Origin of the sequence: Nostocoides veronense, assembly GCF_039531185.1 — a bacterium.
GTDB classification, from domain to species: Bacteria; Actinomycetota; Actinomycetes; order Actinomycetales; family Dermatophilaceae; genus Nostocoides_A; species Nostocoides_A veronense.
Genome location: NZ_BAAAPO010000042.1, coordinates 95869 through 122421, shown reverse-complemented (window position 1 = coordinate 122421; position 26553 = coordinate 95869). Strand labels below are relative to the sequence as shown.

32 protein-coding genes are annotated in these 26553 nt (G+C 67.9%); 26 read left to right on the top strand and 6 right to left on the bottom strand.

All coding sequences use genetic code 11. From position 1 onward, the window contains the following. The first annotated feature begins 72 nt into the window (after positions 1–72). The 6 genes from ABD225_RS13555 (at position 73) to ABD225_RS13530 (ending at position 4358) form a co-directional block, all read left to right on the top strand. On the top strand, positions 73–537 hold the full coding sequence (locus ABD225_RS13555; protein WP_344086358.1) for an RrF2 family transcriptional regulator: 465 nt from the start codon (positions 73–75) through the stop codon (positions 535–537). A 195-nt stretch (positions 538–732) separates the two neighbouring features. Next, complete coding sequence (locus ABD225_RS13550) at positions 733–1791, top strand: ABC transporter substrate-binding protein (RefSeq protein ID WP_344086355.1); 1059 nt, start codon at positions 733–735, stop codon at positions 1789–1791. Positions 1792–1835: 44 nt separating this feature from the next. Further along, positions 1836–2594 (top strand): ABC transporter ATP-binding protein, encoded by a 759-nt coding sequence (locus ABD225_RS13545; RefSeq protein WP_425564447.1) that lies wholly within the window; start codon positions 1836–1838, stop codon positions 2592–2594. Beyond that, the gene (locus ABD225_RS13540; RefSeq protein ID WP_344086352.1) at positions 2584–3444 is read left to right on the top strand and encodes an ABC transporter permease; all 861 of its coding nucleotides are present in this window, start codon (positions 2584–2586) and stop codon (positions 3442–3444) included. Before ABD225_RS13545 ends, ABD225_RS13540 begins: the two co-directional genes overlap by 11 nt. 156 nt (positions 3445–3600) lie before the next feature. Further along, positions 3601–4113 (top strand): 30S ribosomal protein S16, encoded by a 513-nt coding sequence (gene rpsP, locus ABD225_RS13535; RefSeq protein ID WP_344086349.1) that lies wholly within the window; start codon positions 3601–3603, stop codon positions 4111–4113. Positions 4114–4115: 2 nt separating this feature from the next. Next, positions 4116–4358: an RNA-binding protein gene (locus ABD225_RS13530; RefSeq protein ID WP_344086760.1), complete on the top strand. Its 243-nt coding sequence runs from the start codon at positions 4116–4118 to the stop codon at positions 4356–4358. 57 nt (positions 4359–4415) lie between these two features. Here the strand turns inward: ABD225_RS13530 and ABD225_RS13525 are convergent, their stop codons facing one another. Together ABD225_RS13525 and ABD225_RS13520 are read right to left on the bottom strand one after the other, a co-directional pair. Beyond that, entirely contained in the window at positions 4416–7022 is a 2607-nt protein-coding gene (locus tag ABD225_RS13525) for a DUF4153 domain-containing protein (RefSeq protein WP_344086346.1), read from the bottom strand. Further along, the gene (locus ABD225_RS13520; protein ID WP_344086343.1) at positions 7019–7699 is read right to left on the bottom strand and encodes a response regulator transcription factor; all 681 of its coding nucleotides are present in this window, start codon (positions 7697–7699) and stop codon (positions 7019–7021) included. The genes ABD225_RS13525 and ABD225_RS13520 overlap by 4 nt, the downstream gene beginning before the upstream one ends. A 98-nt stretch (positions 7700–7797) precedes the next feature. On the opposite strand from ABD225_RS13520, the gene rimM reads away from it, so the two are divergent. Beyond that, positions 7798–8328: a ribosome maturation factor RimM gene (gene rimM / locus ABD225_RS13515; RefSeq protein WP_344086340.1), complete on the top strand. Its 531-nt coding sequence runs from the start codon at positions 7798–7800 to the stop codon at positions 8326–8328. Between the two features lie 4 nt (positions 8329–8332). Continuing rightward, complete coding sequence (gene trmD, locus ABD225_RS13510) at positions 8333–9538, top strand: tRNA (guanosine(37)-N1)-methyltransferase TrmD (RefSeq protein ID WP_344086337.1); 1206 nt, start codon at positions 8333–8335, stop codon at positions 9536–9538. On the opposite strand, the gene ABD225_RS13505 is transcribed toward trmD, so the two are convergent. Further along, on the bottom strand, positions 9535–10293 hold the full coding sequence (locus tag ABD225_RS13505; RefSeq protein WP_344086334.1) for an ABC transporter permease: 759 nt from the start codon (positions 10291–10293) through the stop codon (positions 9535–9537). The genes trmD and ABD225_RS13505 overlap by 4 nt on opposite strands. A 199-nt stretch (positions 10294–10492) precedes the next feature. Here ABD225_RS13505 and rplS point away from each other — a divergent pair, with 199 nt between their 5' ends. The 15 genes from rplS to tsf all read left to right on the top strand — a co-directional run bounded on the left by rplS (position 10493) and on the right by tsf (position 23305). Beyond that, complete coding sequence (gene rplS / locus ABD225_RS13500) at positions 10493–10846, top strand: 50S ribosomal protein L19 (RefSeq protein ID WP_344086331.1); 354 nt, start codon at positions 10493–10495, stop codon at positions 10844–10846. A gap of 78 nt (positions 10847–10924) precedes the next feature. Beyond that, positions 10925–11650, top strand: coding sequence for a signal peptidase I (gene lepB, locus ABD225_RS13495; protein ID WP_344086328.1), 726 nt, complete (start codon positions 10925–10927; stop codon positions 11648–11650). Next, complete coding sequence (gene lepB / locus ABD225_RS13490; protein ID WP_344086325.1) at positions 11647–12453, top strand: signal peptidase I; 807 nt, start codon at positions 11647–11649, stop codon at positions 12451–12453. Before lepB (ABD225_RS13495) ends, lepB (ABD225_RS13490) begins: the two co-directional genes overlap by 4 nt. Beyond that, on the top strand, positions 12450–13205 hold the full coding sequence (locus ABD225_RS13485; RefSeq protein ID WP_344086322.1) for a ribonuclease HII: 756 nt from the start codon (positions 12450–12452) through the stop codon (positions 13203–13205). Before lepB (ABD225_RS13490) ends, ABD225_RS13485 begins: the two co-directional genes overlap by 4 nt. Beyond that, positions 13202–13516 (top strand): DUF2469 domain-containing protein, encoded by a 315-nt coding sequence (locus ABD225_RS13480; RefSeq protein WP_344086320.1) that lies wholly within the window; start codon positions 13202–13204, stop codon positions 13514–13516. Before ABD225_RS13485 ends, ABD225_RS13480 begins: the two co-directional genes overlap by 4 nt. Positions 13517–13669: 153 nt before the next feature. After that, positions 13670–14044: a YraN family protein gene (locus tag ABD225_RS13475; RefSeq protein ID WP_344086317.1), complete on the top strand. Its 375-nt coding sequence runs from the start codon at positions 13670–13672 to the stop codon at positions 14042–14044. 1 nt (position 14045) lies between these two features. Then, positions 14046–15596, top strand: a complete 1551-nt coding sequence (locus tag ABD225_RS13470; RefSeq protein WP_344086314.1) for a YifB family Mg chelatase-like AAA ATPase — start codon at positions 14046–14048, stop codon at positions 15594–15596. Then, on the top strand, positions 15593–16705 hold the full coding sequence (dprA, locus tag ABD225_RS13465; protein ID WP_344086311.1) for a DNA-processing protein DprA: 1113 nt from the start codon (positions 15593–15595) through the stop codon (positions 16703–16705). Before ABD225_RS13470 ends, dprA begins: the two co-directional genes overlap by 4 nt. Before the next feature lie 31 nt (positions 16706–16736). Then, positions 16737–17702 (top strand): tyrosine recombinase XerC, encoded by a 966-nt coding sequence (locus ABD225_RS13460; RefSeq protein ID WP_344086308.1) that lies wholly within the window; start codon positions 16737–16739, stop codon positions 17700–17702. Beyond that, entirely contained in the window at positions 17677–18528 is an 852-nt protein-coding gene (locus tag ABD225_RS13455; protein WP_344086305.1) for a DUF3152 domain-containing protein, read from the top strand. Before ABD225_RS13460 ends, ABD225_RS13455 begins: the two co-directional genes overlap by 26 nt. Positions 18529–18557: 29 nt before the next feature. Beyond that, positions 18558–19745 carry a pyridoxal phosphate-dependent aminotransferase gene (locus tag ABD225_RS13450; RefSeq protein WP_344086302.1) on the top strand — a complete coding sequence of 396 codons (1188 nt, stop codon included), beginning with the start codon at positions 18558–18560 and terminating at the stop codon, positions 19743–19745. A gap of 99 nt (positions 19746–19844) precedes the next feature. Next, a complete protein-coding gene (locus tag ABD225_RS13445; RefSeq protein ID WP_344086299.1) occupies positions 19845–20432 on the top strand; it encodes a M23 family metallopeptidase in 588 nt (195 codons plus the stop codon). Positions 20433–20475: 43 nt separating this feature from the next. Further along, positions 20476–21288: a deoxyribonuclease IV gene (locus ABD225_RS13440; protein ID WP_344086296.1), complete on the top strand. Its 813-nt coding sequence runs from the start codon at positions 20476–20478 to the stop codon at positions 21286–21288. Between the two features lie 244 nt (positions 21289–21532). Continuing rightward, positions 21533–22432 carry a 30S ribosomal protein S2 gene (rpsB, locus tag ABD225_RS13435; RefSeq protein ID WP_344086293.1) on the top strand — a complete coding sequence of 300 codons (900 nt, stop codon included), beginning with the start codon at positions 21533–21535 and terminating at the stop codon, positions 22430–22432. A 45-nt stretch (positions 22433–22477) separates the two neighbouring features. Next, positions 22478–23305, top strand: a complete 828-nt coding sequence (gene tsf, locus ABD225_RS13430) for a translation elongation factor Ts (protein WP_344086290.1) — start codon at positions 22478–22480, stop codon at positions 23303–23305. Positions 23306–23371: 66 nt separating this feature from the next. Here the strand turns inward: tsf and ABD225_RS13425 are convergent, their stop codons facing one another. From ABD225_RS13425 to ABD225_RS13415, 3 genes are all read right to left on the bottom strand, one after another. Continuing rightward, positions 23372–23527, bottom strand: coding sequence for a hypothetical protein (locus ABD225_RS13425; RefSeq protein WP_344086287.1), 156 nt, complete (start codon positions 23525–23527; stop codon positions 23372–23374). After that, positions 23524–24162 (bottom strand): TetR/AcrR family transcriptional regulator, encoded by a 639-nt coding sequence (locus tag ABD225_RS13420; RefSeq protein WP_344086284.1) that lies wholly within the window; start codon positions 24160–24162, stop codon positions 23524–23526. The genes ABD225_RS13425 and ABD225_RS13420 overlap by 4 nt, the downstream gene beginning before the upstream one ends. A 76-nt stretch (positions 24163–24238) precedes the next feature. Further along, a complete protein-coding gene (locus ABD225_RS13415) occupies positions 24239–24694 on the bottom strand; it encodes an Lrp/AsnC family transcriptional regulator (protein ID WP_344086281.1) in 456 nt (151 codons plus the stop codon). Between the two features lie 121 nt (positions 24695–24815). Between ABD225_RS13415 and ABD225_RS13410 the strand changes: the two genes are divergently transcribed. The 3 genes from ABD225_RS13410 to pyrH all read left to right on the top strand — a co-directional run bounded on the left by ABD225_RS13410 (position 24816) and on the right by pyrH (position 26510). Beyond that, positions 24816–25352, top strand: coding sequence for a hypothetical protein (locus ABD225_RS13410; protein ID WP_344086278.1), 537 nt, complete (start codon positions 24816–24818; stop codon positions 25350–25352). Next, complete coding sequence (locus tag ABD225_RS13405; RefSeq protein WP_344086276.1) at positions 25310–25645, top strand: hypothetical protein; 336 nt, start codon at positions 25310–25312, stop codon at positions 25643–25645. The genes ABD225_RS13410 and ABD225_RS13405 overlap by 43 nt, the downstream gene beginning before the upstream one ends. A 172-nt stretch (positions 25646–25817) precedes the next feature. Then, entirely contained in the window at positions 25818–26510 is a 693-nt protein-coding gene (pyrH, locus tag ABD225_RS13400; protein ID WP_344086757.1) for a UMP kinase, read from the top strand. Positions 26511–26553 lie beyond the last annotated feature (43 nt).

The following is a 26553-nucleotide window of genomic DNA, read 5'->3' as shown; positions in this document are numbered from 1 at the left end:
GCTGCAGGGAGCCTGCGCAAGTGGTCATGTCCTTAGGTCGGTTGACCGGCCACGCAGTGCCAGGATGTGCGTGTGAACATCTCGGCTCGCACGGAGTATGCGATCCGGGCACTCCTCTCGCTCACGTCCGCTCAGTTGGCTGGAACAACCACGGTCTCGGCGGAATCCCTGGCGAACGCCCAGGGCCTTCCGAAGAAGTTCCTTGAAGCGATCCTGTTGGACCTCAAGCGCGGCGGGCTGGTCATCTCGCGGCGCGGAAGTTCTGGTGGCTATCAGCTAAATGGCCAGGCCAGCGAGATCACCCTTGGCTCGGTCGTGCGGGCGGTCGACGGCCCGCTCGCGGAGGTGCGGGGGGCGCGGCCGCAAGATGCGGCATACGACGGCGACGCCCGGCACCTGCCCGTTGTCTGGGTCGCCCTGCGCGCGAGCATCCGCCAGGTGCTCGATGAGGTGACGCTGCTCGACGTGATGACCGGTGAACTGCCCGAGCACGTAAGTGCGCTGGCGGACCAGCCGGACGCGTGGCGTAACCGCTAGACCTGAGCGCACCCCGGGCGGGCGGACGTCGCGGCGATCGCGAACACCAACCGTCTCGACATTTGGACCCGGCCCTTCCTGAAATCCTACAAAAAAGCTAGGAATAGTCTTGAATCGACCTCGGGGTCTAGAGCCCCCACGGTCGGCCCCGCGCGCTTCCGGCCGCGGTCATCGACGACGACACGAAGGTTTGTTATGTCTCTCTCGCGGCGCTCAGCTGCCTCTCTGCTTGTTCTTGCCAGCCTTGGGCTGGCTGCGTGCTCCGGATCATCCGACGCGACATCCGCCGGCTCCAGCGCCGGCTCCGGTGCCTCCGCGGCCGCGGAGGTGCGGCTCGGCTACTTCCCGAACGTGACGCACGCCGTGCCGATCGTCGCGGACAAGGAGGGCCTTTTCGCGAAGCACCTCGGCGGCTCCACGCTGAAAATCTCGACCTTCAACGCTGGTCCGGCTGCCATGGAAGCCCTGAAGTCGGGCGCCATCGACGCGACCTATGTGGGTCCCGGGCCGGCGACGAATGCCTTCATCAACTCCCAAGGTGAGGCGATTCGGATCGTGTCGGGTGCGGCGACGGGTGGCGCGGCCTTGGTGGTGGATCCGTCCATCACCTCCGTCGCGCAACTCAAGGGCAAGAAGATCGCCACGCCCCAACTGGGCAACACCCAGGACGTCGCCTTGCGCTTCTACCTCAAGGAGCAGGGCCTGACCACCGACCTGCAAGGCGGCGGCGATGTCAATATCACCCCCCAGGACAACTCGCAGATCCTCGACTCGTTCTCGCAGAAGCTCATCGCGGGAGCCTGGGTTCCCGAGCCCTATGCCACGCGCTTGGTCCAGGCTGGTGGCAAGGTCCTCGTCGATGAGCATTCGCTCTGGCCGGGCGGGGAGTTCCCTGTGACCGTGCTGGCGGTTCGTCCCGACTTTTTGACGAAGCACCCGGACTCGGTCAAGGCGCTGCTTGAGGGGCAGCTTGACGCCGAGGCCTTCATCGCCTCAAATGCGACCAAGGCACAGAGCGACGTCGGTGCGGTCATCAAGGCCGTCTCCGGGAAGGCGCTGGACCCGAGCGTGATTTCGGCGGCCTGGAAAAACCTCGAATTCACAAACGATCCGGTCCCTTCGGCCCTCGCCGCCGGAGCAGAGCACGCGTATGCCGTGGGGATCCTTAAGACCAAGCCCAACCTCGACGGGCTGGTCGACCTGGCGATCCTGAACCAGGTCCTCACCGCTGCCGGGAAGGAGACGGTGCGGTGACAGCCGCTCTCGAGCATCAGGTGCACGACGAGGACCCCTTCCACCTGTCCACAGCGCCAGGCACGGGCCAACAGCAGGCCGTCGTTCTCGGCGGCGTGACGAAGCGCTACGCCACCGGCACTCTCGCTCTGGACGGAATCGACCTGCGCGTGGCGCGAGGGGAGTTCGTCTGCTTCGTCGGGGCCTCGGGCTGCGGCAAGTCCACCCTGCTCAACATCATTTCCAATCTGGATCAGGCCACCTCTGGATCGGTCTCGGTGGTCGGGCATCCGGCGCTGATGTTCCAAGAGCACGCGCTGATGCCGTGGTTGTCCGCTCTCGACAATGTGGCGCTGCCCATGCGCTTGGCCGGAGTGCCCAAGGGCGAGCGGCTCGAGCGGGCGCAAGCGCTGCTCGCGAGCGTCCACCTCGGCGATATCGCGGACAAACGGCCGCACGAGCTATCGGGCGGGATGCGCCAGCGCGTGGCGCTCGCGCGCACCTTGGCGACGGAAGCGCCCGTGTTGCTCATGGACGAGCCCTTCGGTGCATTGGACGCGATGACCCGGGATTTGTTGCACGACGAGTTGGAGTCGGTATGGCGTTCCCGTGGCCTGACCGTGCTCTTCGTCACCCACAACGTGCGTGAGGCCGTCCGGCTCGCTGATCGGGTGATCCTGCTCTCGAGCCGTCCTGGCCGCGTGGTCCAGGAATACCGCATCGATGTGCCCCGGCCACGGCGTTTTGAGGACCCGACCGTTGGCCAGGCGACGGCGCAAATCACCGCCGCCCTGCGCAAGGAAGTGGCACGACATGGCGATTGATACCTCCCTCGCGGCCGAATTGCGCGGCCTTGATGCCCTCGACACCCCGCTCGAGCGCCCCGCGGTCGCGGGTCGGCTGTGGTCGCAGCTATGGCCGAAACTGGCGGCGATCGCGATCTTCGTCGGGTTGTGGCAGATCGTGGCCTGGATGGGATTGAAGCCTCGCTACGTGCTTCCTGGTCCGGAGTCGGCCTTCGGTGAATTCGGCCACCAGCTGACCCAGAGCAGTTTCTGGCATGCCACGGGGGTGACCGTGACACGCGGCATCATCGGCTTCCTCATCGCATCGGTCATCGGGCTAGCCCTCGGTGTGGCGGTCGCCCGATTTCGCGTTCTCCGGGCCGCGATCGGCTCGCTCATCACCGGCTTGCAGACCATGCCGTCGATCGCGTGGTTCCCTCTGGCGATCCTGCTATTTCAGTTGTCGGAAGCCGCCATTTTGTTCGTGATCCTCATCGGCGCAGTGCCCTCGATCGCCAACGGTGTCATCAGCGGTGTCGACTATGTCCCGACCACCCTCGTGCGCGCGGGGCGCAATATTGGGGCCCGTGGCCTGGCGCTTTATCGCCACGTCATTCTCCCTGCGGCCCTGCCGAGCATCGTCTCGGGCCTCAAACAGGGATGGGCTTTCGCCTGGCGCTCCTTGCTCGCCGGTGAACTTATCGTTGCCATCGCCAACCGTCCCAGCCTCGGCGCCTTCCTGGCGAACAGTCGCGAGCTGGGGGAGCCGCGTTACATGCTCGCGCTGATGATCGCCATTCTTCTCATCGGCGTCATCGTCGACTCGGCCTTTTCGGCGGCCGATGTGCGGATGCGGCGTCGGCGTGGGGTCGGCGGTCTCACTACTTAGCCCGGTCGAGCGCGTTCGAATCGCGTGCGACAATTGGGGTTCGTACACCTTCCGTCGCGGGCTCAACCGGGCGGATACCTACCCCGAGTCGCGGTTCCCCGGGCACTTTCGTGCGCGGTCTCGCCGGACTCAGATCGAGAAAGTGAGACCACGCACGTGGCCGTCAAGATTCGTCTCAAGCGCATGGGCAAGATCCGCGCTCCGTTCTACCGCGTCGTCATCATGGACTCGCGCACCAAGCGCGATGGCCGGGCGATCGAGGAGATCGGCAAGTACCACCCCACCGAGGAGCCCTCGCTCATCGACATCAACACCGAGCGCGCGCAGTATTGGCTCGCCCAGGGCGCGCAGCCGACCGAGGCCGTCCTGAACCTGCTCAAGGTGACCGGTGACTGGCAGAAGTTCAAGGGCGAGGCCGGCGCCGAGGGCACCTTGAAGGTCAAGCCGGCCAAGCCCAGCAAGAAGGAGCTCTACGAAGCGGCCGTCGCCGCTGCGGGCAAGGCCGGCGACGCCGCTCCCGCCGCGACCACCCCGCGCAAGAGCAAGAAGACGGAGGAGGTTGCTCCGGCGGCCGACACCGACTCCTCGGGTGCCGCTGCCGAGAGCGTCGACGCCGACGCCGACGCGACCGTCTCCCCCGAGGCCGCTGCTGAGGTCGTCGAGCAGTGACCCTGCTCGAAGAAGCCCTGGAGCACCTGGTCACGGGCATCGTCGATCACAAGGACGATGTCGTCGTGCGCACCAAGGATCTGCGCCGGGGCAGCTTGCTCGAGGTTCGGGTGCACCCCGAGGACCTCGGGCGCGTGATCGGCCGGTCCGGCCGGACGGCCAGCGCCCTGCGCACCGTCATGGGCGCCCTCGCGGGCGGCCAGAATGTCCGGATCGATATCGTCGACACCGACCGCGTCCGATAAAAGACACCGAAGGGGCTGGCTGCCGTATGGCGTCCAGCCCCTTCGTCGTTCCCGGCCTCAGTCGCTGGAGTATGCCGTCTCGCACCCTCGTCCTGCCGCGCTAAGATCGAGCCCCGCCACGGCGGTGCGGGCGCGGGAGCGACCGAGGTTCCACTCCAGAGGGTCGTCCCCGGTGAGATTGGCGCCGGGCCCGTGGGCCAGGACGCAGAGGCGATCCGGCTGCGGCAGGTTCGATCGCGCGATGACTGGCGCGGCATCTGCGGACAGACTCCTCAGATAGTTCAGGTCGACCTTCCCCGTTGTGGCGTAGCGGTCCAGATTGCGCTGGGCGACCCACGCGTCCGGATTCATCCCCGCAAAGACCAGCACGAGGGCGGCCCCGCACAGGATCGCTGCCGTGGGAATCCATTTGCCGGAGAACGAGATTCCCGCGATCAGCACCATGATGACGATGAGCGCGACCCAGATTTCGAAGAAGTCGACGATCAGCCGAAGCGTCGTATAGCCAAAGGCTTGTTGGTAGAGGTGCATGCGCCACAGTGCGGAGGCAACCACCGCGAGGGTGAGCACGCACAGCAACCCGAGGACGGCGCGCAGGAGCAGCCGGTCGCCCTCGTCGGCCCGGGACGCCTTGCGCGCGGTCAGCGCGACGACGGCCAGGGTCAGGGCGGTGGCAACTGTTAGTTGACCGAAGCCCTGGTGCACATAGTCGGCATAGGTCAAGCCGGTGGCCGACTGGACATAATCGTGGCCCCCGAGCCAGGCGCTCGCCTGGGCCGCGATGAACCCGATATAGGTGGCGACGACCAAGCCGACGGGGACCAGCCATTCCCAGCTATGCCGAACCGGTCGCCCCGCCGGCAGGTCCAGCGCTTCGTCGCGAATCGGGTTGACGGCCAGGTAGATTCCCGCCAAGGTCAGGCCGCCGAAGGCCGCCCAGACAAAGAGGCGCGCGATGAGATTGTCGACGGTCAGGTCCGGGATGAGGACATCGACCCAATGCCCGAAGATCGCGTCCGCGGACGCGAACAGGGCCCCAAAGATCACGAGCGCCAGAACACTGAGGACCACGGTGCGGGCGATGGCAAAGGTTCGTGCCGAGCGTCCGGATCGCGACAGGGAGCGACCCAGCCACGGCAACCCGCGCAGGCCCGAAACCGGCCAGGCGGCGGCAGCGGCGAAGACTCCCCAGACGCTGGTCACGGGCGCGATGGCGATGACGATGAGCAGTCCGCCGGTGAGCATCGAGAGGGGAACCAGCCATTCTGCGGCGCGCACGGTCGCGATGGCGGCCAGCCCGAGACCGAGCGCCATGACCGCCCATACAACGGGACTTCGCCGGCGAGAATTGAGCACGATGGCCGTGCCGCTCGTGAGCAGAACGAGTGACCACGCGATGCCGACATTGCGGTCGGGGAGAAGCAGCGCGGCGAGGGCACCGATAGCCGCGGCCAGGGCAACCAGCCCCGGCCGTCCAGCCGTCTGGGTCTCGGGCCAGAGTTTGCCGAAGAGTCCGTCGATGACGGGTTCGCTCGGACCGCGCAGATAGGGATTGGGTGCGACCGACGTCGGGATCGGTCTCGGCGCCGGCTCGCGGGGAGCGGGCGGAGCGGCCGGGGGTGGGGCGGACGGCATACGTTCTCCTGCAATGGATTCGGGGTGAACACGGGGCGGGGGCTTGAGCGGGAGGGCGAGGCGAAGCAGCGCACCGCCCGAGCCCGGATCGGGATCTAGGGCGACGACGCTCCCGCCATGGAGTTCGGCCACCCAACGGGCGATGGCGAGTCCGAGCCCGGTGCCGCCGGCCGAGGCGGTGCCGAAGCGTTCGAAGATTCGCTCCCGATCGGCGGGCGGGATCCCGGGCCCGTGGTCCAAGACGTCGAGTTCCCATGCCGACTCACTCGCCCTTCGTGCGGCGAGGACCACGGTCGTGCCGGGAGCGGTATGCCGTGCGGCATTGTCGAGCAGATTGCTCACCGCTTGCCGCAGCCGAGCGGTCTCGGCGTGCACCGTCAGGTCCGACGGCGTTACTCGAATCTGCGTCGAGACATCGCGTCCGGACGCCGCGAGTTCATCCCGGACCTCGGCGAGCAACCGGGAGACGAGTACCGGTTCGAGGCGCAGGTCAGCCAGTCCCGCGTCCAGCCGGGAGAGCGACAGGAGTTCGCCGAGCAAATCGCTCAACCGCTCCGATTGATGCAGTGCTGCCCCGAGAGCGGACTCGTCGGGTGCTGTGACACCATCGGCCATATTCTCCAGCAAGGCGCGCAAAGCCGCTGCGGGAGTGCGTAATTCGTGCGAGACCGTCGCAATCAGTTCGCGCCGGTGCTGGTCGGCGTCCCGAAGGTCGGTTGCCATCGAGGTGAAGGCGCGGGCGAGGTCCGCGACCTCGTCATTGCCGGTTGCGTCGATGCGAGCGGTGTAGTCGCCCTTGGCCATCCGCTGCGTCGCGGAGGTCATCGCTCGCAGCGGCGCCGTCATGCCGGACGCCAGCCATTGCGTGACGCCGAGTGCCACCGCGATGGTCACAGGGACCACCAGCCACGGAGTGACACGACTACTTGCGCCAGCGGTGGCCACCACGGTCGCGACGAGCACGCTGATGCCGACAAGCGCCCCAAGCTTGACCTTCAGCGAGGACGCGCGGGCCAAGGGCGAACTCATGGCCGCACCTCCACGGCATACCCGACGCCATGCGCGGTGCGGATGCGGTCGGCACCGATCTTGGCGCGCAGGGACTTGACATGGCTGTCGACGGTGCGTGTCCCGAGGGCCTCATGCCAACCCCACACTTGTTCCAGGAGGCGCTCGCGGGTGAGGACCGTTCCGGGCTCGGCAGCCAGGGCAACTAGGAGGTCAAACTCGAGTGGGGTCAGGTGAATCTCTTCGCCCGACACATGAACTCGACGGGTCGCGGGGTCGACCGTGAGAGCACCGATCGTCAGTGCTGCCCCCGGCGTCGTGGCCAACTCTCGGGCGCGTTCGACACGGCGGAGCAGGGCTTTGACGCGGGCAACCAGTTCGCGCATCCGAAAGGGCTTAGTCAGGTAGTCGTCGGCTCCGACGCCGAGCCCGACAATGATGTCCGATTCGTCATCGCGTGCCGTGAGCATGAGAACAGGAATGGGCCGCGCGGCCTGGACTCGGCGGCATACCTCGATGCCGTCGAAGCCGGGCAGCATGATGTCCAGCACAATGGCGTCCGGCTGCTCCAGGTCGGCCAGCGCGACAGCATCGGGGCCGGTGAAGGCCGAGACGACCTCGAAACCCTCGGCCCGCAACCGGTCCCCGACCGCCTGATTGATCAGCGGTTCGTCCTCGACCACAAGCACTTTCGGCATGGCTTCAGGTTAGGAGTGCCGGTATGACGGGCGAGGGTGCGAATTGTGCGCATCCCGTGCAGATCCCGGCCCGCACTGGGCAATGGGACACTTCTGATGTGAGTGTCCTGGTCGCCCGCATCGGCAAGCCGCATAGCCTGCACGGCGAAGTCACCGTGCAATTGCACAGCGACGACCCCGAGGGCCGGTTCGTTCCGGGGACTGTGTTCGCCACGCAGGCCGCGCCGGGGACCGGCGTGCTCAAGGAACTGACCCTGCGCAGCGCCCGCAAGCACAAGGAGATCTGGCTTCTCGGTTTCGAAGAAATCCCCGATCGCACGGGGGCCGAATCTCTGCGTGGGACAAAGCTTTTCGCCGATGAGACAACTGAGGCCGCGGAGGATGACGAGGGCTGGTATGAGGATGAACTCCTCGGCCTGCAGGTCGTCAGCCCCGCCGGCGAGGCGCTCGGCGACGTGGCTGGCCTCGACATCGGTGCGGCGCAGGACCGTCTCATCGTGCGGCTGCCGGACGGCGTCCTCGCGCACATTCCGTTCGTCGAAGCCATCGTCCCGGAGGTCGACATCGATGGCGGCCGGGTGGTCGTTGACGCACCACCCGGCCTGCTCGAACTCGCCCGGGAGCAGTGACCTGGTGCGCCTGGACGTCATCTCGATATTTCCCGAATACCTTGCGGCGCTGGATATTTCGCTCATTGGCAAGGCTCGGCGCGACGGACTGATCGATCTGGTCGTGCACGACCTGCGCGACTTCACCCACGACCGGCATCGCACCGTGGACGACACGCCCTATGGCGGTGGCGCGGGCATGGTGATGAAGCCGCAGCCGTGGGCCGAGGCGCTGGGGTATGTCGACCGGCTGGCCCCGGGGCCGACTCGCCTGATCGTGCCGACCCCGTCCGGCCGGCCGTTCACCCAGACCTTCGCGCGGGAACTGGTTCACGAACCCCATCTGGTTTTCGCGTGCGGACGCTACGAGGGCATCGACGAACGTGTATACGATTATGCCGCAACGGATCTCGGCTGGAACGTCACTCCGGTCTCCCTCGGTGACTATGTCCTCAATGGTGGTGAGGTGGCGGTCCTGGCCATGGTGGAGGCCATCGGTCGCCTGATCCCGGGTGTCGTCGGAAATGCCGAATCGCTCGTCGAGGAATCCCACGAGGGCGGGCTACTGGAGTATCCCGTCTACACCAAGCCAGCCCATTGGGAGATCGACGGCGTGGCGCGCGAGGTGCCACCGATCCTGTTGTCGGGCAACCATTCCGCCATCGCTAAGTGGCGACACCAGCAACGCTTGGAGCGCACGGCCGCCCGACGACCCGACCTGCTGCATACCTCCCAATTCATGGCCGCGGATGCCATCGACATCACCCCCGCCGTCCCCGCGGATGCTCCGGAACTCCTTGTGCTGCAACGGGCCTGCTTCGTCCGAGAGATCGCGGCGCATGGCAACGACCAGTTCCCGGCGCTCACCGAGGAACTCCCCGATGTCGTCGACGGCCTGTCGACCTGGCGCACCCTGATCGCCCGCGCTGGCGGACGCCTCGTGGGCGCGGCCCGGGGGCGCATGCTGGATGACGGAGTTACCTGGGAAATCGGTCGGGTTATGGTCGCTCCTGACCTCGTGGGGCGTGGTCTCGGGCGCCGCCTCCTGGAAGAGGTCGAGTCGATCGCTCCGCGGGAGGCCACGGCATACCGGCTGCTCGTCGCGGGCGGCGCCCAGCGCACCCAGCGGCTGTACAAGAAGGCCGGCTACCGGCCCATCGGCGCAGCGGCGGAGGTTGCCGGGACAGTCGCCATGACCAAGCGGCGCCGGCCGCCTGCGGAGGGGTCCTAGGGGTGCAGCGATTCGGCCAGGTCGACAGGCAGCAGTTTCGTCGTCCGGATCAGCCGCTCGGCCACCACGGCCGTGACGGTCTGGGCCGCCATGATCCCCATCAGCACGAGCACCTGGGCGGCCGCCGCCTGGGCTGGCGACCCACCGCCCAACAAGACGCCGATGAAGGCACCCGGCAGCGTCACCACCCCCGCCGTCCGCACCTGATCAAGCCCAGGGATCAAGGCTTCCGGGAGATGCCGGTGCACGATCCGGCCGATCGCGACCGAGCGCTCGAAGCCCAGGGCCAGCCAGGCGTCATACCCATCCCGCTCCTCCCGCAGGGCGGCGAACGCGCGGCGACAGGTGAGGGTATGTCCGTTCATCGTGTTGCCCGTGAGGATCCCGAAGACGGGTATGAGCGCGATGCCGGTCGGTGGGATCGTGCGAGTCAGCAGGATGATGGCCGCCACCGGCAGCAGCCCAGCCAGCATCGCCACGCTCGCCCACGGCCAGGCCGGTCCGGCTCCCACGCGGCGCACGGTTGTCACGACCGCGACGACGAACATCACCCCCAACACCAGCAACGACAACGGCAGGCTCGAGATGACCGAGGTGATGATCAGCGCGGCGAGGGACAACTGAAGCACCGCTCGCACCGCCGCAATGACCGTGCCGCGCGCGTCGGGAAGCCGGCCCACGGCATACGCCCCGAGCGTGAGCAGAACCAACAACAGGATCGCGAGCGCCACGGGGCGGCCGGGCGCGATCGTCACAAGGCCCACGGTACGCGGCGGGGATTTCTCGGGACGCGGGGTGCTCTGGCACCATAGGTGGGTTGTCATCCGCGCCCTGAAAGCCCCTGCCACAGGGGGAGTGCTTCGGCACGTGGCCGCGCGCGACGACAGCGCCTGATACGTCAACATCCGAATCCCCTCGGTGACCTGTGGCACCAGGAAGAAAGAGCAGAGCGCCATGCAGCGTTTCGATGCGATCGACAACGCGTCGCTCAAGAGCGACATCCCCGCCTTCCGCGCCGGTGACACCGTCAAGGTGCACGTGAAGGTCGTCGAAGGCACCCGGTCCCGAATCCAGGTCTTCCAGGGCGTCGTCATTCGTCGCCACGGCGGCGGGGTCGGCGAGACCTTCACCGTCCGCAAGATTTCCTTCGGCGTCGGGGTGGAGCGGACCTTCCCGCTGCACACGCCGAATATCGACAAGATCGAGGTCGTCACGCGCGGTGACGTGCGTCGCGCCAAGCTGTACTACCTGCGCGAGCTGCGTGGGAAGGCCGCCCGTATCCGCGAGCGCCGCGACGCCACGGCCTGAGCCGAGCGCGATCATCACCCGCCGAGACCCTGACAGCCTCCCGAGGTTGTCAGGGTCTCGCGTTAGGCTGCCTCACCTATGACGCCGGAGCCCAGCACCCCCGAAAGCACCCCGCGGACGCGGGGCGAGCGGCATACCCGAAACCGGCGCAAACCCCTCCCGGTGTGGGTGCACATCCTGCTGGCCCTGGTGCTCGTCGCCGTCCTGCGCAATTTCGTCGTCCAGTCGTTCTATGTGCCGTCCGGCTCGATGATTCCCACGCTCCAGATCGGTGATCGCGTGGTCGTCTCGAAGTTCGGAGGAGAGGTCAAGCGCGGGGATATCGTCGTCTTCGACGGCACCGACACCTTCGGGGGCGGGTCCTCCGCTCGATGGTCGGGCACCTTCGGCAAGGTGGCCTCCGGGATCGGCGGCATCTTCGGGATCGATCCAGGCGAGAAGGACTACGTCAAGCGGGTCATCGGAGTCGGCGGCGATCACATCGTCTGTTGCGATGCCGACGGCAAATTGACCATCAATGGCACGTCCGTCAACGAGCCATATCTCGTCTCCGGCATGAGTCCGTCGGACGTCCCCTTCGACGTCATCGTCCCAGCCGGGCGGCTGTGGATGATGGGCGACAACCGCTCCAATTCGGCCGACTCGCGCGCCCACCTCGGGGACCCCGGCGGCGGCATGGTCCCGGTCGCCGATGTCATCGGCTCGCCAATGTTCCGTTACTGGCCGATGGGTCGGCTAGGCGGCATGGGCGACATTGCTCACTCGAGCGAGCTCGCCTCGATCCCCGCCGGGAACGGATCGTGACTACGCCACCTGATTCCGAGGTCCCAGCGGACGCGCGCTACCCCCAGCACACCGGCGTCCGGCCTCCGGACGCGCCGACCGGCGAGCCGGACGATGAAACGGTCGCCCCCGCTGGCCGCAGCTTCCTGGGCCATGTCGGCGCAGCCGTCCGCGAGTTGGTGATCGTCGGCGCCATCGCCTTGCTGCTGAGCTTTCTCGTCAAGACCTTCCTTGTGCAGGCCTTTTACATCCCGTCGGAATCGATGGAGTCCACGCTCGTCAAGAACGACCGGGTCATCGTCAGCAAGCTGACCCCTGATGTGATCGGCCTGAAGCGGGGTGATGTCGTCGTCTTCGCCGATCCCGACCACTGGCTGGCGCCCGAACCGTCCGTCAACCGCGGCCCGATCCTCAATGCCGTCACCAAAGGACTGACCTTCGTCGGCCTGCTTCCCGACAAGGCCGAGGGCCACCTCATCAAGCGCGTGATCGGCCTGCCCGGAGACCATGTCGTCTGTTGCGATGCGGCCGGCCGCCTGTCCATCAACGATTCGGTGATTGCCGAGCCCTATGTCAAGGCGGGCGAAAAGCCCAGCCAAATCACCTTTGATATCACCGTCCCCGCCGACCGCATCTGGGTCATGGGCGACAACCGCGGCCATTCCAGCGACTCCCGGCTGCACGACGACACCGGCGACGGCTCCACCGGCTCGGTGCCCGTCAACCTCGTCGTCGGGCGCGCGGTCGCGTTGGTATGGCCGGTCCAGCGGTGGGATTGGCTGAGCAACTACTCCGCGACCTATACCCACGTGCCGGCCCCATGAGCCCGCTCGCTCGGCGATCCACCAAACCCTCGCTGCGGGTCGAGCGGGCACTGCAACGCGATGGTTATGCCGTGCTGGCCGGCATGGACGAAGTCGGCCGAGGTGCGCTGGCCGGTCCGGTATCCGTTGGTGTGGTCGTGATCGATGCCGGCTCGCGGACCGCGCCCATGGGTGTCAAGGACTCCAAACTCCTGACCCCCGCCGCGCGATCCGCGCTCGTCCCGCGCATCCAGCGGTGGGGCCGTGCGTATGCCGTCGGTCACTCCTGGCCTGCCGAGATCGACGCCATGGGCATCATCGCCGCCCTGCGGCTGGCCGGTCGGCGCGCGCTTGCACAATTGCCGCTCGTGCCCGATCTGGTGATCCTGGACGGCAATCATGATTGGCTCACCGATCCCGCGGAGGTCGGACTCTTCGCGGCCTTGGCGAGCGAGCCCGTCCCGCCGGTGACGACGATGATCAAGGCCGACCTGAAGTGCTCCTCGGTGGCCGCCGCGAGCGTGCTGGCGAAGGTCAGCCGGGACGCGATGATGGTGGAGTATGCCGGGGAGCACCCGGCATACGGCTGGGCCGGCAATAAGGGTTATGCGGCGCCGGAGCACCTGGCCGCGCTGACCGAACACGGGCCGTGCCCATTGCATCGGCGCTCGTGGCACCTGCCCGGGGTCGCCGAGGCGTTCATGGGTGATGATGACCACGAAACCGACCTCCTCACCGCCGCCAGCGGCGTGCCAGAAAGCGACACGGCATGAGCACCGAAGACCTGGAGAAGTACGAAACCGAGATGGAGCTTGCGCTCTATCGCGAGTATCGCGATGTCGTCGGGCTGTTCAGTTATGTTGTCGAGACCGAGCGGCGCTTCTATCTCGCCAATGGCGTCGATGTGAAGGTGCGCGGCGAGGGCAGCGAGGTCTTCTTCGAGGTCACGATGAGCGATGCCTGGGTCTGGGATATCTATCGCCCGGCGCGCTTCGCCAAGAACGTCCGGGTCATCACCTTCAAGGATGTCAACGTGGAGGAGTTGGCCAAGAGCGATCTAGAAGTGCCAAAGGGCACCTTCTGAGCGCCGCACTCGGCCGTTAGTTATCCACATCCGGGCAGCCCCAAAACCCGCTTTCCACAGATTTTCCGACCCCTCCTGACGTCGCCGCCGCCGTGCGGAATCGTCATCCGTGACGGATCAGACGGCTGATCGTGATGGCACGGGGGCGAAGAGATGAGCGACGAACGACTCGAGGTCGGGCGATTCGGCGAGGAGGTGGCGGCGCGCTATCTGCATGACCGCGGCTTTGAGATTCTGGATCGCAACTGGCGGACCGGGCAGCCGCGCGGTGAACTCGACATCGTGGCGCGGCAGGGGGGCGGCGATCTGGTCATCGTCGAGGTCAAGACCCGGCGCAACCTGGTCGCGGGCGATCCAGTCGGCGGCGTGACCGCCCAAAAGCTGGTCAAGCTGCGCCGGCTCGCGCATGCCTGGCTGCAGGCCAATCCCCAGATCCGGCCCCCGGGGGTGCGCTTCGATGTCATTGGCGTGCTGATCGGTCAGGGCAGCACCCGAACTCAGGTCGAGCACCTGCGGGGAGTGGTCTGAGATGACGCTCGGGACCACCCAGGCCATCGCCTTGTCCGGGCTCGACGGCCGCCTGGTTGAGGTCGAAGCCCACCTGAGCAATGCGCTCCCCGGGCTGCTGCTCAGCGGGCTGCCGGATGCGGCCTGTCGGCAAGCCCCCGATCGCGTGCGGGCGGCGGCGGAGTCCTGCGACCTGCCGCTGCCTAGCCGCAAGATCGTCGTCAACCTCTCGCCGGCCGCGGTCCCGAAGAATGGCACCGGCTTCGACCTGGCTATCGCCATCGCGATCCTGGCGGCAATCGAGGAGGTGCCGCAGGAGCGCGTCCGGGGCGTGGTGCACATCGGGGAGTTGGGCCTCGATGGGTCGGTGCGCCCGGTCGCCGGCGTGCTCCCCTCCGTCGTCGCCGCGGCGGCCGCCGGGGTCAAGGATGTCGTCGTCCCCCGCGCAAATCTCGCTGAAGCGCGCCTGGTGGACGGGATCCGGGTGCACCCGGTCACGAATCTGCGAGAGCTCGCGCTGAACTACAAGGACGGCGGGTCGCCGTCCTCCTGGCCGGTGGCTGAGTTACCGCCGAGCCGGGCACTGACCGGGCGCGCCGTGCCGGACCTTTCGGAGGTTGCTGGCCAGGCGCAGGCCCGGATCGCGGTGGAGGTGGCTGCCGCCGGCGGTCACCACCTCCTCCTCACGGGCCCGCCGGGCAGCGGCAAGACAATGCTCGCCGAGCGGATTGCCGGCATCCTGCCGCCTTTGCATCTCGATCAAGCCATGGAGGTGCTCGCGATCCGCTCGCTGCTCGGCGAGTCCGCCGCCAATTGCGGCCTCGACCTGACCCCGCCATATGTCGCCCCGCATCACGGGGCCTCCCTGGCGGCGATGGTCGGCGGCGGGTCCGGAGTGGTGCGTCCCGGTGCGGTGTCGACGGCACACCTGGGGGTGCTTTTTCTCGATGAGGCCCCACAGTTCAAGCAGGATGTTCTGCAAGCGCTACGTCAACCGCTGGAATCCGGCGCTGTGACGATCGCGCGGGCCCGGGCCTCGGTGACGTATCCGGCGCGCTTCCAACTCGTGCTCGCCGCCAACCCGTGCCCGTGCGGGCACGGGCACGGCAAGGCGCTGCGTTGCACCTGCTCCCCGATGGCCCGCCGGGCGTATGCCGCACGGCTCGGTGGCCCGATCCTGGACCGGATCGACGTGCAGGTCCACGTGCCGGCCGTCACGCACGCCGCGGGGACCGCGTGTGCCGGGGAGTCTTCGGCGGCGGTGGCCGAGCGGGTCGCGGGGGCCCGGGCCGCCGCGCTGGACCGCTGGGTGGGTTCGCGCGGCGCGTCCGGGTGGCCGGTTAACGGGCTGGTGCCAGGCCATATCTTGCGGGTGGGTAGGTTCCGGTTGCCCGGGGCGGTGACGGCCGATGTGGATCGAGCCCTGGAGCGGGGGCTGCTCAGCCTGCGCGGCTATGACCGCACCCTTCGGGTCGCGTGGACGAGGGCCGATCTGGCGGGTCGCTCGGTGCCAACGGCTGACGACATCGGACTGGCACTGCTGCTGCGCGCCGGATCGCAGGTGGCGGCATGACGTGGTCTGCAGAACGCCAGGCTCGGGTGACATGGGCTCGCCTCGCCGAGCCGGCCGACCCGGTCATCGCCGCCTACCTGCAGCGGCTCGGCCACGAGGAGGCCCTCGCCGATGTGCACCGTGGCGGCGACAAGCGCGTGATGAGCCGAGTCGCGGCCCGCCTCGAGACTCTCGCGGGCATCGACGATACCGCCATCTGCGCCAGCCTGGATGCCAGCGTCATCATCCCGGGCGACCCGGCCTGGCCGGAGGGTCTGGATCAGCTGGAGGCGCCGCCCCACTGCCTGTGGGTGCGCGGCGACGCACGCGAGGACCTCGCGGCCCTGTGCCGCCGCAGCGTGGCTATCGTCGGCGCAAGAGCGGCCACGGCATACGGCCTGGATCGGGCGATGGACCTGGCCGCCGAGGTTTCGGCCCGGCGTTTCACCGTGGTGTCCGGGGCCGCCCTCGGCATTGATGGTGCGGCCCATCGCGGCGCGCTCGCGGCGGGCGCGGCCACCGTCGCGGTGCTGGCCTGCGGCATCGATCGCGTCTATCCACGATCGCACGAGGGGCTCGTGCGCGAGATCGCCGCCACGGGCGCGGTCGTGACCGAACTGCCTCCCGGGTCGGCGCCCTATCGGCAGCGCTTTCTCTTGCGCAACCGGCTCATCGCCGCGATGACGTCCGGAACCGTCGTCATCGAGGCGGCCCTGCGCTCGGGCTCGCTCGCCACGGCGGCGGCCGCCCTGGCGCTTGGCCGACCCGTTGGCGCGCTGCCCGGGCCGGTGACCTCGATGTCCTCGGCAGGCACGCACCAGGCGATCCGCGACGGCCTTGCCACGCTGATCACCGATGGCGCCGATGTCGCGGACCTCATGGGCTCCTTCGGAGTCGACGCCGCTCCCGAACGACGCGATCCCACGCGGCCGGAGGACGCATTGACCACCGCCCAACGCCAGGTCTGGCAGGTGCTGCCGATCGGTCGGCCAGCACAGATCGACGAACTTGCCGAGCGCGCGGGGATGGACGCCATGAGCGTGCAGATCGCCTTGGGGCCCTTGGAACTCGCGGGCCTTGCCCGCCGCCGCGGCGAGTTGTGGTCACGGCCGGCAAGCGTGGCGTCTTGATCGGCTCCCGCCTTTTTGCCACCGTGGCCCGATGGGCACGGACGCGCAACTGGTCGCGGACTTCGCGCGCTATCTCGACGTCGAACGCGGCCGATCCGCCAACACCACGCGCGCCTACCTCGGGGATCTCGCGTCCTTGTCCGCCTTTCTGCGTGGCGATCCTGACGACACCTCGGGCCCCTTCGACGACGCTGACCCCAGCAGCAGACCCGGGGGTTCACCAGATGTGCTGCTCGGCGCGCGCCTGCCCGACTTGCGCGCCTGGCTGGGGTCGATGTCGCGTTCGGGCGCCGCCCGATCGACGATGGGCCGTCGCGTCGCCAGCATCCGCACGTTCTACGACTGGGCGCTGCGCTCCGGCCGGATCGAGGCAGACCCCGCCGTGAAACTCACCGCTGCCAAACGCAATCGGCATTTGCCGGCGATCCTGACCGCGCCTGCGGCGCAGGAGGTTCTCACCGCGGCGGCGCTCGCCTCGGACGACGATGACCCGGTCGCCGTGCGGGATCTCGCCATGCTCGAGCTGTTGTATGCCAGTGGCCTGCGCGTGGGGGAACTCGCGGGCCTCGATATCGATGATGTGGATCTCGCCGCGCGCACCGCCACCGTCTTCGGCAAGGGCAGCCGGGAGCGCGTGGTGCCATTCGGCGTGCCAGCGGGGGCGGCGCTCGATCGCTGGCTGACCACCGGTCGCGCGCGACTTGTCACCGCCGATAGCGGCCCGGCGCTTTTCCTCGGCCGACGCGGGCGACGGGTCGACCAGCGCCAAGTGCGCACGGCCGTTCACGCCGCCACCTCACGGACGCCCGGCGGAACCGATCTGGCACCGCACGGGCTGCGACATACTGCCGCGACACACCTCCTGGACGGCGGTGCTGACCTGCGCACCGTGCAAGAGTTGCTAGGTCACCGATCCTTGGCGACGACCCAGCTCTACACGCATGTGTCCATCGAGCGGCTCAAGGAGTCCTATGCCCGGGCCCACCCACGCGCCTGAGCGGGTGCGTCCAGCCTCGATGCCAACGCGCGACGCCACACCGGGCATGAGCATGCAGCGCAGGTACCGGCTGCGACGCACGATCGTTGGCGCGGCGGTGCTCCTTCTTGGGGGGCTCGCGGCGACCCAACTCTTCGGCGATGAGACACCGGCGGCGACCGCCAAGAATTCAACCGCCGTGGTCACGTCCGCCACCCGAGGTGCGGCTCCCGCACCGTCGACGAGGCCCGGTGCATCGTCATCGACGTCGGCCACCTCGACCAAGACCGCGCCGGCCAAAGTGCCCGCGTCAGGCGACGGCAAGATCAGGGTCCTCACGACCCCGGGTCAGGACACGACTCGCAAGGGTGCCACGAAGACCTTCACCATTGAGGCCGAAGGCGGGCTCGGGATCGACCTCACCGCCTACGCCGGTGAAGTTCGCAGCATCCTGTCCTCGGACAAAGGGTGGGAAGTCGCCGACGGGATCCACTTCAAGGCCCTCACCACGGCCGATCTCGACCAGGGCAGCGTGCCCGACGTGCGCATCACCTTGGCCAGCCCCGACCTCACCGACGAACTGTGTGCCCCGCTGAATACCGGCGGTGAGGTCTCCTGCAACCGCCACGGTCGGGCCGTCATCAACGCCAAGCGGTGGGCCATCGGCGTCAAGTACTACGACGACCTCACCCTCTACCGCACCTATGTGATCAATCACGAGGTCGGGCACGGCCTGTGGCATCAACACGCCTTCTGCCCGGGCGCGGGCCAGAAGGCGCCGATCATGCAGCAGCAGACCCTCGGTCTCCAGGGGTGCACCGCCTGGCCCTATCCCGTCACCTCCTGACCGGCGCTCAACCGGCCTAATCTGGCCCTATGGTTGCCGCCCCGTCCGTGCCCTCGCGTCCGCCGGTCAACGCACGCCTCGAGCCGTTCGGGACCACGATCTTTGCCGAGATGTCGGCACTGGCCGTCAGCACCGGCGCCATCAACCTCGGCCAGGGGTTCCCGGACACCGACGGCCCACCGGAGGTCCTGGCGGCGGCGAAGGCTGCCATCGATGGCGGGCGCAACCAGTACCCTCCCGGCCCCGGCTTCCCCGAACTTCTCGACGCGATCGCGGCGCACCAAAAGCGGTTCTATGCCATCGACATCGACCCGCGCCGGGACGTGCTCGTCACGGTGGGCGCGACCGAGGCCATTGCGGCAACCATCTTGGCCCTTTGCGCGCCGGGCGACGAGGTCGTCACCTTCGAGCCCTATTACGACTCATATGCCGCAACCATCGCTCTCGCCGGAGCCACCATGCGGGCCGTGCCCTTGCGTTTCCCGGACTTCGCCGTCGACGAGGCCGCCCTGCGCGCTGCCTTCACCCGGCATACCCGCTTGGTGCTCCTCAACACGCCGCACAACCCGACGGGCAAGGTTTTCACGCGCGCGGAGCTGGCCCTCATCGCGCAGTTGGCGCAGGACTACGACGCATGGGTGGTCACCGACGAGGTCTACGAACACCTGGTCTTCGACGGCCGAACCCACATCCCGGTCGCAACGCTGCCGGGCATGGCGCAGCGGACCCTGACAATCTCCTCCGCCGGCAAGACCTTTTCGACGACGGGCTGGAAAGTCGGGTGGGTTAGCGGGCCGGAGCAGGCGATTGCGGGTATTCGAGGGGTCAAGCAATTCCTCACCTTCGTCGGATCTGGGCCTTTCCAGCTCGCGACGGCCACCGGTCTGGGACTTAGGGACTCGGTGTATGCCGGGCTCGCAGCTTCCCTCCAGGCCAAGCGCGATCTGCTGGTCGCCGGACTCGTAGATGCCGGATTGCGTGTTTCGATCCCTGAGGGGACCTATTTCGTCATCGCGGATCTCGCCCCGCTCGGCGTTCGCGATGCGCTCGCCTTTTGCCGAAGCGACCTCGCGCAGCGCGGCGGCGTGGTCGGGGTGCCCGTGTCGGTCTTCTGCGATAACAAGGAGGCCAGCGCCTCCCTAGTTCGATTCGCCTTCTGCAAACGCGACGAGGTGTTGACCGAGGCGGCCTCGCGATTGGCTCGACTGCGCCCTTAACGGCCTGATTTTCCACAGGTCACGGAGCCCAGAAGGCGCTTTCCACAGCTTTTCGGCACCCCCTGGAAGGGCCGACCCATCCGGCGCAGGATGGCCGGCATGGACACCGCATCTCGCTCCCGTCAGATCCGCGCCATCGCGGGAATTGCGCTCGCGATCTTGATGCTGGGGTGGGTCCCGGTGTCCGCCGCCGCGGTCTCTCCCCTCCCGGCCGTGGCCGGGGCACGACCCGGGGCGTCGTCGACGGCCATGCCCGTGTGGGCCTGGCCGCTCTCGCCGGTGCCTCGGGTCGTGCGCCCGTTCGACAAACCCCCCGGCCCGTATGCCGCGGGGCACCGTGGCCTCGACCTCGCCGGCTCCGTGGGTCAACCAGTGCTGGCCGTCGATGCCGGCACCGTGCACCACGCCGGTCAGGTGGCCGGGCGGGGCACGATCACGATCGAGCATCCGGGTGGGCTGCGATCGACCTACGAACCGCTGGTGCTCGACCCGCTGCTGCGGGTGGGTTCAGCCGTCCGCACCGGACAGCAACTTGGCAGCCTCGACACCTCCGGCAGTCACTGCGCGCCCCTGGCTTGTCTGCACCTCGGGGCCTTGCGACAAGGCAGCTCAAGTCAATGGGACTACGTGCAACCGCTCTTCTATCTCGCGGACGTGGAGGTGGTGCTGCTGCCCTCCCCGTCGTGATGAGGCGAGTCGGGTGTCGGAGTCGGCGGCAATACTGGAGGGCATGTCCGACACCGCCCTCGCCATCGGCGCCCACGTCCCGCAGGAAGACCCGATCGCCGAAGCTGTCGCGCGGCAGACCTCGGTCGTCCAGTTCTTCCTCGGGCAGCCGCAGAGTTACAAGGGCCCGGTCGTGGCGTATGCCGGGGGAGCCGCGGCCCTGCGCGCGGCCGCCGAGGCGGCCGGAGTGGCGCTCTATGTCCACGCGCCGTACATCGTCAATGTCGCGACGACCAACAACCGCATCCGTATTCCCTCGCGCAAGCTGCTTCAGCAACATATGGATGCGGCCGCGGAGATCGGCGCCCGCGGCCTGATCGTGCACGGCGGCCATGTCGACAAGGGCGTCGACCCAGCGGTCGGCTTCGACAACTGGCGCAAAGCTATCGAGGCGACCGACCTAAAGATTCCGCTGCTGCTGGAGAACACCGCGGGCGGGGACAACGCCATGGCCCGTCACCTGGACCGGATCGCCGGCGTCTGGGACGCCATCTCGGCGGCGCAGGGCGCGGAGCAGGTCGGCTTCTGCCTCGACACCTGCCACGCCTGGGCCGGCGGCATCGAGTTGGACACCGCAGTTGACAAGATCCTCGCAATCACCGGACGCATCGATCTCGTCCACGCCAATGACAGCCGCGACGGCTACAACTCTGGTGCCGACCGGCATACCAATTTCGGGGCCGGACATATCGACCAGGCCGGCTTCGTCGATATCGTCCGGGCCGCCGGCGCGCCCGTGATCTGCGAAACGCCCGGCGGCGCCGCCGAGCATGTGGCCGACTTCGCCTGGATGCTCGAGCGTCTCTCCGCGCGCTGAACCCGCGATTTCGTGGGGGAGCGGGTCGCGCCGTAGACTAGAGCCACGACCGGTTTCGGCTGGTCGAATTCGCGTGCCTTCTCGCCGGTTCGGATCCGTCCAAACCCCGGGGCGCACCACCTCAGTCCTCACGCGCGAGCGTGATGCGGGGTGCGTATGCAGGCACCAGGCAGGCCCGAACCGGTCACCCCGACCGGCACGGGCCGACGGAACTGACACAACGACATACAAGGGAGAACACGGCATGGCCGTCGTCACCATGCGCCAGCTCCTCGAGAGCGGCGTCCACTTCGGGCACCAGACCCGTCGCTGGAACCCCAAGATGAAGCGCTTCATCATGACCGAGCGCAATGGCATCTACATCATCGACCTGCAGCAGTCGGTCACCTACATCAACACCGCGTACGAATTCGTGCGCGAGACCGTTGCGCACGGTGGCTCGATCCTGTTCGTCGGCACCAAGAAGCAGGCGCAGGAGGCCATCGCTGAGCAGGCGACCCGCGTCGGCATGCCCTATGTCAACCACCGTTGGCTTGGTGGCATGCTCACCAACTTCAACACCATCTCCAAGCGTCTCGCGCGCCTGAAGGAGCTTGAGCAGATCAACTTCGGCGAGGTGGCTGGCTCCGGCTACACCAAGAAGGAACTGCTCATCCTCTCCCGCGAGAAGGACAAGCTGGAGAAGACCCTCGGCGGCATGCGCGAGATGAACAAGGTGCCCTCGGCGATCTGGGTCGTCGACACCAAGAAGGAGCACCTGGCCGTCGATGAGGCGCGCAAGCTCGGGCTGCCGGTCATCGCGATCCTCGACACCAACTGTGACCCGGACGAGGTTGACTACAAGATCCCGGGCAATGACGACGCCATTCGCTCCGTCACCCTGCTCACGCGCGTGATCGCAGATGCCGTCGCCGACGGCCTCATCCAGCGCTCCAATGCGCGCGCCAATGCCGGCCTCGAGGCCGAGGGCGGCGCCGCCGAGGAGCCCCTGGCTGAGTGGGAGCGCGAGCTCCTCGGCGCCGACGCCACCACCGAGGCCGCTGAGGAGGTCGCCACCGAGGCCGTCGAGGTTGCTGAGGACGCCGTCGAGGCTCCGGCCGCGGACGAGGCTGCCGCCGAGACCACCGACGCCCCGACGGCCTGAGCCGCCGGCACGTCCACCGCATACTGAAGGAAGGCTGAACACTTCATGGCGAATTACACCGCCGCTGACATCAAGGCCCTGCGCGAGGCGACTGGCGCGGGCATGATGGACGTCAAGAAGGCCCTCGACGAGGCCGACGGCGACTCCGTCAAGGCCACCGAGATCCTGCGGGTCAAGGGCCTCAAAGGCGTCACCAAGCGCGAGGGACGCACCACCTCCAATGGCCTGGTTGCCGCGCAGGCTGCCGACGGCGTTGGCACCCTCGTGGAGGTCCTCTGCGAGACCGACTTCGTCGCCAAGGGCGCGAAGTTCATCGAGCTGGCCGACAAGGTCCTCGCGCAGGCCGTCGCGATCGGTGCCGCCGACGCGCAGGCCCTGCTCGACAGCGACATCGACGGCCAGAGCGTCCAGGCGCTGCTCGACTCGGCCAATGCCACCATCGGCGAGAAGATCGAGGTCAAGCGCGTTGCCCGCGTCGAAGCCCCGACCGTCGCGGCCTACCTGCACAAGACCAGCCCCGACCTGCCGGCGCAGATCGGCGTGCTCGTCGGCATCTCCGGCGGCGATGATGCGGTGGCCCGTGACATCGCGATGCACGTCGCGGCTTTCAGCCCGACCGTGCTGAACCGCGACGAGGTCTCCGCCGAGACGGTCGAGAACGAGCGTCGCGTCGCCGAGGCCACCGCCCGCGAGGAGGGCAAGCCGGAAGCGGCCCTGCCCAAGATCGTCGAAGGTCGCGTCAACGGCTTCTTCAAGGAGAACGTCCTGCTCGAGCAGGCCTTCGCGAAGGACCCGAAGAAGACCGTCGCCAAGGTTGCCGAGGAGGCCGGCGCCGCCGTCACCTCCTTCGTCCGCTTCCGCGTCGGGTCCTGACCGCTCGCTTGGCTTGACGGCCGCGCACCCCCTGCGGGTGCGCGGCCGTCAGTCTTTTCCGGGCTGTCATATGCCGCCCGCCCGGGTCAGCCAGCTCGCTCGGGTAAAGGCGCCGATCGTCAACATCCCGAGGAAGCAGAACCCGAGGCCGGCGCCAACGAGCAGCCAACCCAGGATTGGTTCCCGAGCCCGCACGGGAGCCATGACTGGGGGCGGCGTCATCGCGGCACCTCGACGGCGGTCTGCTGGGCGAGTAAGGCCGCGGCTGCGGACGCCCGATCCACCAGGCCAGCGACCGCCTCCCCATCTGAGTCCAGGGTCGCCAGGAGTTCTAGGCCGAGGATCCCCGCAGCAAGCAGCCGGGCCAGATCGCCGGCGGGGGCGAAGCCCCCGAGCGGGTGCGCCGCCAGGGCCTGCCGCGCGGCGCGCTCGGCGAACTGTTGCCATGGTGCGAGACGTTCGGCGATCTGCGCCGACATCCCCGGCGCCGAGCGCGCTCCGCTGATCAACTCGGCCAGGACGGCCACATCACCGGTCTCGAGATCGGTCGCGATGACTTCGCCTGCGGCGTCGATCAGCTCCGGCAGTCCCGGATCGCCGGCGAGGAGTGGTTCGTAGGCCGCGAGCCGCCGCGCCGACACGGCATCCAGCGCCGCGAGCAGGAGGTCTGGAACGGTTCCGAAGTAGTAGAAGACCTGGGACTGCTGACAGCCCGCGCGGCGCGCGATCTCTCGGGCGCTCGCGCCGGCAAAGCCATTCTCCCGCAAGGCATCGTGTGCCGCCGCGATCAGTCGTTCCCGTGTTGCGGCGCCGTCCGACCTTCCCGCTCGGCTCCGTCCACCGCCACTGACTGCCATACGAACGCCTCCATGAGCGATAAGTTGAAGCACTCGCTCAAAGTGTGCGCCCAGGCGCTCGGGAAGGCAAGGGCGCTCAGCCCACGACCTGCAGGAGTTTCGCCTTGTCCACCGGCACCTCGCGCAGGATCAGCCGGGAGTTGAGACTGGCCACGCCATAGTCGTGTTTAAGCCGGTCGACCAGGCCCTCGAATTCGGCGGGGTCCTGACACACGATGTGCAATTGGTAGTCGTACTCGCCCGTCAGGCGCAGGGCGCCGATGACCTGCGGAATGTGAGTCAAGGACTCGGCGAAAGCGACTCGTTCGACGCCTTCGCGCAGCTTGATATCGGAGAGAACGCCGAGCGTCTTGCCGAGCGCGCGCTCGTCGATCACCGCGCTGAAGCCGGCGATGACGCCCTCGCGCTGCAGTCGCCGCACCCGGTCCGCGACGGTATTTGCCGAGAGCCGCACGAGGGCGCCGAGTTCCTGAAAGGTCGCGCGGCCGTTATGGGAGAGGGCTGTCGCGAGCTGCACGTCGATGCGGTCCATGGTGGTCAGTTTAGGTAATTTTGGTGATTTGTGAGGTTAGCCGCGGATTCCGCGGTGAAATGTGTCTAAGCGCCGCAAATTCCGAGCCACCTTCGCCGCACTTTTGCCTAGCGTCATCGGCATGTCGCTGCTCTTCGTCAAGCTCATCCTGGCTCCACTTATCGTTCTGATCGCCACCCTCCTCGGGCGCCGGCTCGGCCCCCGCGCCGCGGGCCTCTTCGTCGGTCTCCCCGGGACGGCGCTGCCCTTCCTCCTCACGATGTACCTCACGCACGGACCGCACGCCGCGACGACCACGGCGGCCGGCGGCATCGCCGGCCAACTCATCTGCGCCACCTACTGCATCGTCATCGCCCGGACCGGCGCGCGGCTGCGTCCCGTGCTCGCCGCCCTCGTGGCACTGGCTGTCGCGATCGGCGTCGGGCTCGCCGCCCTACTGCTCAACAATGCGTATGCCGTCGCCCTCCTCGTCCTGCTTGCCTGCGTCGCCGGCCTGGTCACCTGGCCACATGACGACACTCCCGGCGCGCGGCCCACGATCGGTGGTGGGCGATCCCGACACGGATGGGCCTGGTCACGATCATGGTGTGCGGAATCGCCGCCCTGGAGCCGTATGTGGGGACTGGCCTGGCCGGCACCTTCGCCTCGCTGCCATTGATCCTGGTCGTCATGGGAGTGACCGAGCATCGGGCCCGCGGCCCGCTCGGGGCGCTCGACTTGGCCGGAGGAACGCTGGCCTCCGTCGCCGGCACGGCCGTCTTCTTGCTCGTGGTCGTCGTCCTCAACCCGCGCGCGGGAGTGTGGGTCGCCCTCGTCGCCGGCCTGGTCCTGATCCCGGTCGTCAATCGCTCCGTCACGGCACTCGCCGGTGCGCTCAGCCACCGGATGCCTGACCGCGCCGACGGATCCGGGCGGGCTGGGCGGCATACTCCGGAGTTGGCGGCTGCCTGAGCCGACCACGCGATCTGGCACCTGGTGTGCGAGGATTCCAGACGATCCGTCGCGCGCCGGAATCCGGCCGGGACCAACCCCCGAGGAGTCGTTGACCGTGAGTGATGCCCCCACGTCCCAGACCGTTGAGACGCGTGGGGGCGAGCCACTCCACGGCACCTACCGGCGCGTCTTGCTGAAGCTTTCCGGTGAGGTTTTTGGCGGCGGCCGCGTCGGTCTGGCTCCGGAGGTCGTCCGGGGGATCGCGCAGCAGATTGCCGAGGCGGTGCGCGCGGGCGTTCAGGTGGCGGTTGTCATCGGTGGCGGCAACTTCTTCCGCGGTGCCGAATTGCAGCAGCAGGGCATGGACCGCACCCGCGCTGACTACATGGGCATGCTTGGCACCGTGATGAATTGCCTTGCCCTGCAAGACTTCCTGGAAAAGGAAGGCATCGACACGCGCGTCCAGACGGCGATCACGATGGGGCAGGTCGCCGAGCCCTACATCCCGCGCCGAGCCATCCGGCACCTCGAAAAGGGCCGAGTCGTCATCTTCGGTGCCGGCGCCGGTATGCCGTTCTTCTCCACCGACACCGTCAGCGCGCAGCGTGCCTTGGAGATCAAATGCGATGCTGTGCTCATGAGCAAGAATGGCGTCGACGGGGTCTATGACGCCGACCCGCGCACCAATCCCGACGCCAAGAAGCTCGACAAGGTCACCTACAGCCAGGCATTGCAGCAGGGCCTGAAGGTCGTCGATGCCGCGGCCTTCAGCCTGTGCATGGACAACGGCCTCGACATGATCGTCTTCGGCATGGAAGGCCCCGGCAATATCACCCGCGCCGTCCGGGGGGAGCGCATCGGCACGCTGGTCACCACCGGCTAACCCGCCCTGGGCTGACGGGGTGACAAACTAGGCACCGGACCCG

Coding starts and splice junctions, on each gene's coding strand:
- ABD225_RS13550 (WP_344086355.1), top strand. CDS start 733: ATGTCTCTCTCGCGGCGCTCAGCTGCCTCTCTGCTTGTTCTTGCCAGC.
- ABD225_RS13540 (WP_344086352.1), top strand. CDS start 2,584: ATGGCGATTGATACCTCCCTCGCGGCCGAATTGCGCGGCCTTGATGCC.
- ABD225_RS13525 (WP_344086346.1), bottom strand. CDS start 7,022: ATGAGTTCGCCCTTGGCCCGCGCGTCCTCGCTGAAGGTCAAGCTTGGG.
- ABD225_RS13520 (WP_344086343.1), bottom strand. CDS start 7,699: ATGCCGAAAGTGCTTGTGGTCGAGGACGAACCGCTGATCAATCAGGCG.
- rplS (WP_344086331.1), top strand. CDS start 10,493: ATGCAGCGTTTCGATGCGATCGACAACGCGTCGCTCAAGAGCGACATC.
- lepB (WP_344086328.1), top strand. CDS start 10,925: ATGACGCCGGAGCCCAGCACCCCCGAAAGCACCCCGCGGACGCGGGGC.
- ABD225_RS13485 (WP_344086322.1), top strand. CDS start 12,450: ATGAGCCCGCTCGCTCGGCGATCCACCAAACCCTCGCTGCGGGTCGAG.
- ABD225_RS13480 (WP_344086320.1), top strand. CDS start 13,202: ATGAGCACCGAAGACCTGGAGAAGTACGAAACCGAGATGGAGCTTGCG.
- ABD225_RS13475 (WP_344086317.1), top strand. CDS start 13,670: ATGAGCGACGAACGACTCGAGGTCGGGCGATTCGGCGAGGAGGTGGCG.
- ABD225_RS13470 (WP_344086314.1), top strand. CDS start 14,046: ATGACGCTCGGGACCACCCAGGCCATCGCCTTGTCCGGGCTCGACGGC.
- dprA (WP_344086311.1), top strand. CDS start 15,593: ATGACGTGGTCTGCAGAACGCCAGGCTCGGGTGACATGGGCTCGCCTC.
- ABD225_RS13460 (WP_344086308.1), top strand. CDS start 16,737: ATGGGCACGGACGCGCAACTGGTCGCGGACTTCGCGCGCTATCTCGAC.
- ABD225_RS13455 (WP_344086305.1), top strand. CDS start 17,677: ATGCCCGGGCCCACCCACGCGCCTGAGCGGGTGCGTCCAGCCTCGATG.
- ABD225_RS13450 (WP_344086302.1), top strand. CDS start 18,558: ATGGTTGCCGCCCCGTCCGTGCCCTCGCGTCCGCCGGTCAACGCACGC.
- ABD225_RS13445 (WP_344086299.1), top strand. CDS start 19,845: ATGGACACCGCATCTCGCTCCCGTCAGATCCGCGCCATCGCGGGAATT.
- ABD225_RS13440 (WP_344086296.1), top strand. CDS start 20,476: ATGTCCGACACCGCCCTCGCCATCGGCGCCCACGTCCCGCAGGAAGAC.
- rpsB (WP_344086293.1), top strand. CDS start 21,533: ATGGCCGTCGTCACCATGCGCCAGCTCCTCGAGAGCGGCGTCCACTTC.
- tsf (WP_344086290.1), top strand. CDS start 22,478: ATGGCGAATTACACCGCCGCTGACATCAAGGCCCTGCGCGAGGCGACT.
- ABD225_RS13425 (WP_344086287.1), bottom strand. CDS start 23,527: ATGACGCCGCCCCCAGTCATGGCTCCCGTGCGGGCTCGGGAACCAATC.
- ABD225_RS13420 (WP_344086284.1), bottom strand. CDS start 24,162: ATGGCAGTCAGTGGCGGTGGACGGAGCCGAGCGGGAAGGTCGGACGGC.
- ABD225_RS13415 (WP_344086281.1), bottom strand. CDS start 24,694: ATGGACCGCATCGACGTGCAGCTCGCGACAGCCCTCTCCCATAACGGC.
- ABD225_RS13410 (WP_344086278.1), top strand. CDS start 24,816: ATGTCGCTGCTCTTCGTCAAGCTCATCCTGGCTCCACTTATCGTTCTG.